Origin of the sequence: Lacisediminihabitans sp. (genome assembly GCF_036404185.1) — a bacterium.
Lineage (GTDB): Bacteria > Actinomycetota > Actinomycetes > Actinomycetales > Microbacteriaceae > Lacisediminihabitans.
This window is the reverse complement of the sequence record NZ_DASWPB010000151.1, coordinates 1-5,991: the sequence shown is the minus strand read 5'-3', so window position 1 is coordinate 5,991 and position 5,991 is coordinate 1. Positions and strand designations below refer to the sequence as shown.

5 protein-coding genes are annotated in these 5,991 nt (G+C 66.8%); 4 read left to right on the top strand and 1 reads right to left on the bottom strand.

The window, feature by feature from the left end; genetic code table 11:
- On the top strand, positions 1 to 432 hold a 432-nt coding region (locus tag VGC18_RS10775), incomplete at its 5' end, for a His/Gly/Thr/Pro-type tRNA ligase C-terminal domain-containing protein (RefSeq protein ID WP_331097166.1).
- A gap of 103 nt (positions 433 to 535) precedes the next feature.
- On the opposite strand, the gene adhE is transcribed toward VGC18_RS10775, so the two are convergent.
- Positions 536 to 3,274, bottom strand: coding sequence for a bifunctional acetaldehyde-CoA/alcohol dehydrogenase (adhE, locus tag VGC18_RS10770; protein WP_331097164.1), 2,739 nt, complete (start codon positions 3,272 to 3,274; stop codon positions 536 to 538).
- A 473-nt stretch (positions 3,275 to 3,747) separates the two neighbouring features.
- Here adhE and VGC18_RS10765 point away from each other — a divergent pair, with 473 nt between their 5' ends.
- The 3 genes from VGC18_RS10765 to VGC18_RS10755 form a co-directional block, all read left to right on the top strand.
- A complete protein-coding gene (locus VGC18_RS10765) occupies positions 3,748 to 4,401 on the top strand; it encodes a DsbA family oxidoreductase (RefSeq protein ID WP_331097162.1) in 654 nt (217 codons plus the stop codon).
- Positions 4,402 to 4,412: 11 nt separating this feature from the next.
- On the top strand, positions 4,413 to 4,622 hold the full coding sequence (locus VGC18_RS10760) for a hypothetical protein (RefSeq protein WP_331097160.1): 210 nt from the start codon (positions 4,413 to 4,415) through the stop codon (positions 4,620 to 4,622).
- A gap of 148 nt (positions 4,623 to 4,770) precedes the next feature.
- The coding region (locus VGC18_RS10755) for an HNH endonuclease signature motif containing protein (protein ID WP_331097158.1) at positions 4,771 to 5,991 on the top strand (1,221 nt) is incomplete at its 3' end.

Sequence of the window (5,991 nt, the reverse complement as noted above, 5' to 3'; positions counted from 1 at the left end):
TACGTGATCGAGCCGGCCTTCGGTCTCACCCGCGCCCTCATGGCCTTCCTCGTGGACGCGTACCACGAGGACGAGGCCCCCAACACGAAGGGCGGGGTCGACAAGCGCATCGTGCTCCGGCTCGACCGGAGGCTCGCGCCCATCAAGGTCGCCGTGCTTCCGCTGTCCCGCAACGAGCGGCTCTCGCCGGTCGCCCGCGAGCTCGCGGCCGGTCTGCGCAAGCACTGGAACATCGACTTCGACGACGCCGGCGCCATCGGTCGCCGCTACCGCAGGCAGGACGAGATCGGCACGCCGTTCTGCGTCACCGTCGACTTCGACACCCTGGACGATCGGGCCGTGACCGTACGCGAACGCGACAGCATGGCCCAGGAGCGCGTCTCGCTCGACCGGCTGGAGGCCTACCTCGGCGCGGAGCTCCTGGGCGCCTGATACCCCCGGCGTGCCAGGCGCGCCGCACGATTCCTGCCCGCGGGCGACGAAGAAGGGGGTGGACGCAGAATCTGCGTCCACCCCCTTTTCGGGTTCTGGCTGCCTAGGCCTTGGCGGCCTCAGCCTTGGGCTTGCGCGGGCTGGCCAGGCGCTGCGCCGAGGTGAGCCGCTCGGCGACGGCCTCGTCGGTGACCTCCGCGTTCTGCGCCCTGACCTGCTCGAACGAGGTGCCGTAGTACGCGGCCGTCATGAGGGTCTTCATGTCGTCCAGCATCGGCATCCGGGGGTTGGCCGGCGCGCACTGGTCCTCGTAGGAGTTCATGGCGAGCTCGTCGAGGCGGCCGATGAACTCGGCCTCGTTGACGCCCTGGGCCTTGAACGAGTCCTCGATGCCGACGCGCTTGCGCAGTCCTTCGACCGCGACCGCGTACGACTCGACGCCTTCCTCTGGCGTGGCAGCCGGAAGACCGAGGGTCTTCGCGATCTGCTGGAAGCGCTCGGGGGCGACGTAGCTCTCGTACTTGGGCCAGCTGGTCAGCTTGGTCGGGACCTTGCCGTTGTAGCGGATCACGTGGGGGAGCAGCACGGCGTTGGTGCGGCCGTGCACGAGGTGCAGGCTCGAACCGATCGTGTGCGCCATGGCGTGCACGATACCGAGGAACGCGCTGCCGAACGCCATGCCGGCGATCGTTCCCGCGTTGTGCATCTTCTCGCGAGCCTTCTCGTTGCTCGGGTCGTTGACCGAGGTCTCGAGGTTGTCGAAGATGAGCTTGATCGCCTGAAGCGCCATGCCGTCGGTGAAGTCGTTGGCGTAGACGGAGACGTAGGCCTCGGTGGCGTGGGTCAGGGCGTCCATGCCGGAGTCGGCCGCGAGCTTGGCCGGCATAAGGCCGGTGAGCTTCGGGTCGATGATCGCGACGGTCGGGGTGAGCGCGTAGTCGGCGAGCGGGTACTTGCGGCCCGTGTCGGTGTCCGTGATGACCGCGAACGGCGTGACCTCCGCGCCGGTTCCCGACGAGGTCGGGATGCAGACGAGCTTGGCGAGCTTGCCGAGCGCCGGGAAGCGGAAGGCGCGCTTGCGCACGTCGAAGAACTTCTCCTTGAGGTCGGAGAACTCCACCTCCGGGTGCTCGTACAGCAGCCACATGACCTTCGAGGCGTCCATGGGCGAACCGCCGCCGAGGGCGATGATCGTGTCGGGGGCGAAGGCCCTGATCTGCTCTGCACCGCGCTTGACCGTGTTGACGCTCGGCTCCGGCTCGATGCTGTCGATGATCTGCACGGCGACCTCGTTCGGGCGACGGCGGAGGACATCCAGGATCTTGTCGACGAATCCGATGCGGGTCATGGTCGGGTCGGTGACGATCGTCACGCGGTTCACATCGGGCATGTCGATGAGGTAGCGGATGGCGTTCGGCTCGAAGTAGACCTTCGACGGCACCTTGAACCACTGCATGTTGTTGTTACGCCGTCCAATCCGCTTCACGTTGACCAGGTTGACTGCCGAGATGTTGTTCGACACCGAGTTGTGTCCGTAGCTGCCGCAACCGAGGGTGAGCGACGGGATGAAGGCGTTGTAGATGTCGCCGATGCCGCCGAGGGCGGACGGGGCGTTCCAGATGATGCGGACGGCCTTGACGCGGGTTCCGTAGCGCTCGACGAGGTCGGCGTCCTCCGTGTGGATGGCCGCGCTGTGACCGAGGCCGTCGAATTCGACCATCTGCTCGGCGAGGCTGATGCCCTCCTCCTGCGAGTTCGCGCGGAGGATGGCGAGCACGGGGGTGAGCTTCTCACGGCTGAGCGGCTCGTCCGGTCCGACTCCCGAGATCTCGGCGAGGAGGATCGAGGTGTCGTCCGGGACGGTGAACCCGGCCTGCTTGGCGATCCAGACCGGCGACTGGCCGACGACGGCCGCGTTGAGCTTGGCCATCGCGCAGTTCTGGCTGTGCGCCTCGACGCCGAAGATGAACTCCTCGAGCTTCGCCTTCTCCTCGGGGGTGCAGCGGTAGGCGTGCAGGATCTTGAACTCGGCCATGGCCTGGTCGTAGATCTCGGTGTCGAGGATGGCGGCCTGCTCGGAGGCGCAGATCATGCCGTTGTCGAAGGCCTTGGACAGCACCAGGTCGTTGATGGCGCGCTTGAGCTTCGCCGACTTCTCGACGTAGGCGGGCACGTTGCCCGCGCCGACGCCGAGGGCCGGCTTTCCACAGGAGTACGCGGCCTTGACCATGGCGTTTCCGCCGGTGGCCAGGATGAGCGCGACGCCCGGGTGGTTCATGAGTGCGGAGGTTGCTTCGAGGGAGGGATTGGCAACCCACTGCACGCAGTCCGCGGGGGCTCCGGCGGCGACGGCGGCGTCACGGACGATGCGAGCCGCTTCGGCGCAAGACTCCTGGGCGGCCGGGTGGAAGCCGAAGACGATCGGGTTGCGGGTCTTCAGCGCGATGAGCGACTTGAAGATGACGGTCGAGGTCGGGTTGGTAACGGGGGTGACACCGGCGATGACACCGACGGGCTCGGCGATCTCGGTGATGCCGGTCAGCTCGTCGTGGGAGATGACACCGGCCGTGCGGAGATCCCGCATGGAGTTGCCCACGTGCTCGCAGGCGAAGATGTTCTTGACGGCCTTGTCCTCGAAGACGCCGCGGTGGGTTTCGTCGACGGCCATCTTGGCCAGGACTCCGTGCTTGCTGAGGGCGGCGACGGAGGCCTTCTTGACGATGAGGTCGACCTGCGCCTGGTCCAGCTTCAGAAATTCCTTGAGGGCCTTCTCGGCTTTGGTGACCAAGGTGTCGACTTCGATCGCTGTCGGAGTGACGATGCTTTCAAATGTGGTGCTCACGGGATCCTCCCAGTTTTTACCATGTGGTGGGAAGTCCTCTGCAGGCCACTGTCGTCACGTGCTGTCCTGACAACAAACGCACTTCAGAGAACTCCGGTCAGATTGACCTCGATGTCCTGTCGAGTGCGTCAGCCGCACTGCAACCCGATTGCACTGCCGAACCGAAGAGTCCGAATGGTTCATCACTTCTTCAGGCCTCGCGCGTCAATCTGATCTACGTCTCATGTAACTCGTGCCCGGAGGCCGATAAGGGGTCGAAAGTCCCGAAATGGGCCCCATTCTGAAATTAAAAACCGGCTTCTGACCAGGGTATTTCGACGTCAAGATAGTTTGGCGTCCTCTGGGACTGACTCGTCGTTCCGCTGGGCGGTGACGGGTCCATACGTGTGTATGAACTGCGGGCCGGCACCGGGCATCCGCACGGACCGATCGCGGGTGGGAATAGGATGTCGCCGGCCGCCGTTGACACCCGCGTGAGTGAACCGATCAAAGTCGACATCTGGTCCGATGTGCAGTGCCCATGGTGCTACATCGGAAAACGCAAGTTCGAGGCGGGAGCCGCCGCATTCGGCGGTGAGGTCGAGGTGGAGTATCACTCCTTCGAGCTCGCGCCGGACACCCCGGTGGACTTCGACGGCACCCCGGCGGATTACCTCAGCCAGCGCAAGGGGGTGCCGATCGACCAGGTGGAGCAGATGCTCGACCGGGTCACCGGCATTGCCGCAGAGGTCGGTCTCGACTACGACTACGACCACATGCACCAGACCAACACGGTCAAGGCGCACGAGCTCATCCACTACGCGAAGTCGAAGGGCCGCCAGCTCGAGATGAAGGAGCGCCTGTTCAAGGCCTACTTCATCAACGGGGAGCACGTCGGCCGGATCGAGGATCTCGCCGACATCGCCGCGGAACTCGGCTTCGACCGCGCCGACGTGGTGCGCTCGCTCGAGTCCAACGAGTTCCTGGCCGACGTCAAGGCGGACGTCGCGCAGGCGGGTGCGTACGGCATCCAGGGCGTTCCCTTCTTCGTGATCGACGGCAAGTACGCGGTGTCCGGTGCGCAGGAGGCGCAGACCTTCGCCAACGTGCTCACCCAGGTGGCCGGCGAGAGGGCGGCGGCCCAGTGAGGGACAGCGCAGTGAGGGACAGCGCAGTGAGGGACAGCGCCGTGAGAGACGGGCTGAGCGACAGCGCCATGGCGGATGCCTCGGCGCCGGTCGCGTCGGCCGCGCCGTTCACCGTCGTCGGGGATCCGAGTGCCGCCGTCTGCATCGGCGACACCTGCGAGATCCCCGATCATCACGAGCAGGCCGTGGTGAATCGCCGGCTGGACGACGACTCGGTTTAGGCGCCCACGTCCCCTCGGCGCGCATCCGCGTCCCCTGGTCAGCCGCGGCATCCGTCCATTCGATCGGTTGCCAACCCGTTGTGAATGTTGTACCCAGGCCGGCCCAAGCCCGCCCGCCAATGTCGGTGGTGTGGTGTTGAGTTGTCGCATGGAAGGCCTCATCAGCACCCCGGTCGCAGTGCCGACCGCCTACGCGATGATGGCCGACACCCGGTCGGAGTTGGTGGAGACGGTCGCCCAGTTCGACCGGATGATCGCGCAACTGACCGGCATGCGCGCGGAGGCGATCGAGCAGGCCAGGGTCTGGAGCGAGTTCACCGAGGCGTCCGTCGCCGGCACCGCGGCGGGCATGGGCCCCGACCTCGGGCGGCGGTCGCTGATCGCCGAGCTCGCCTGCGCGATGCGGATGCCGGAGCGAACCGCGGAGTCTCTGGTGAACGACAGCCAGGCGCTGGTCAACGATCTTCCCGCGACACTCGCCGCCCTGCGTTCCGGCTCGATCGGCTACCGGCATGCCCAGCTTGTGGTCGATCAGGCCGCGCCCCTGGAGCCCGCCATCCGCGCCGAACTGGAGCAGGCCGCGCTCCCACTCGCCAGCAGCCTCACGCCGTCCGCCTTCGATCGCAGGCTGCGCTCCCTGCGCGAGCGGATGGATCCGGGTTCCGCGATCGAGCGGCATCGCCGCGCGGTCACCGACCGGCGGATCGAGTGCAGCGGCGGCGCGGACGGCATGGCCTGGCTCAGCGCCTATCTCCCCGTCGAGCAGGCGGTCGCCATCTACTCCCGCATCACCGAGACCTCGCGCGGCCTGCAGACGGCGGAGGAGACCCGCACCCTCACCCAGCTCCGGGCCGATGTGCTCGCCACCGTTCTCCTCGGCGACGGCAGCGCTGACGGTGTCGAGGCGGACGATGGCCGGGATGCCGGCGACACGGTGGTTGCCAACCCGATCGAGGGCCTCTTCCGGCGCATCCGTCCGCGGGTGATGGTCACCGTGCCGGTTCTCACGCTCCTCGGGGCGAGCGAGCAGCCCGCCACGCTCGAGGGTTACGGCCCCATCGATCCCGAGACCGCGAGGCTGCTCACCGCCGAGGCTCCCTCGCTGACCCGGTTGCTCACCCATCCCGAGACCGGGGCGGTGCTTTCGGTGGGGCGCGACAGCTACCGCATACCGGCCCGGCTGCGCACCTGGTTGCGCGTGCGCGACGGCACCTGCCGATTCCCCGGCTGTGGCCGTTCCGCCGGCACCTGCGACCTCGATCACACACTCGACTGGCAGTACGGCGGTTCGACCGACTGGCGGAATCTCGCCAGCCTCTGTCCCAAACATCACACGCTCAAGCACGAGGGCGGGTGGCATGTGTCCCAG